General features: G+C 33.2%; 1 protein-coding gene. It reads left to right on the forward strand.

Translation table 11 applies throughout. The annotated features are described in order from the left end of the window. Positions 1–94 precede the first annotated feature (94 nt). Positions 95–705: hypothetical protein (locus tag DMC01_RS12690; protein ID WP_221887174.1), on the forward strand; the 611-nt coding region annotated here is incomplete at its 3' end.

Raw genomic sequence — 705 nt, forward strand, 5'->3', positions numbered from 1 at the left:
AAAATTCAAGCTAAAACACAAAAATCTTGCTAAAATTTAAAACTTGAATTTAACAAATAACAATGTCAAAAATTTAAAAAGCTAAGAGACTAAAATGCCAAGACAAATTACACTAAAAGTTAATGACAAAGAGAATAAAAGCTATATTATAACAGGCTTAAAGGATAATTTAAAATTATATATTGAAAAATCAAAAGATAATTATGAAATCATAAACTGTGTCAAGGCTTATGAGGATGGGCTTTATGAATTTAGCATAGAAGATAGAGTTTATGAAAAATATCTCTTTAACAAGGTATTCATAGGTTTAAGCCAAATTACCAGAGGGGTGATAAATAAAGCCTCAATCAGCACAATCGACACAAGCACAGCTACACTTGAAAATACGAGCGATGCCTCAATCAACACTTTCAACACAAGCACAGAAAAAAGTGCAGCCACAACAAACATCCTTGAAACCACAAACACAGCCTCAAACACCACAGCCACAAGCATAGACACAAACTCGCTTATAAATACAACAAACACAGCCTCAAACACTCTCAGCAAAACTACAAACACAGCAAATTCAACACAAATCAACTCAACAAACAACACAGCAACTACCGTAGCTTTCATAAACACAGCAAAGAACACAGCCATAACAAACACCCTTGCAACAAGCACAACAAACAACAACTCAAAAGAAGAAAGAACCTACAACAA

The sequence above is a fragment of the Campylobacter troglodytis genome (assembly GCF_006864425.1).
Taxonomy (GTDB): Bacteria; Campylobacterota; Campylobacteria; order Campylobacterales; family Campylobacteraceae; genus Campylobacter_D; species Campylobacter_D troglodytis.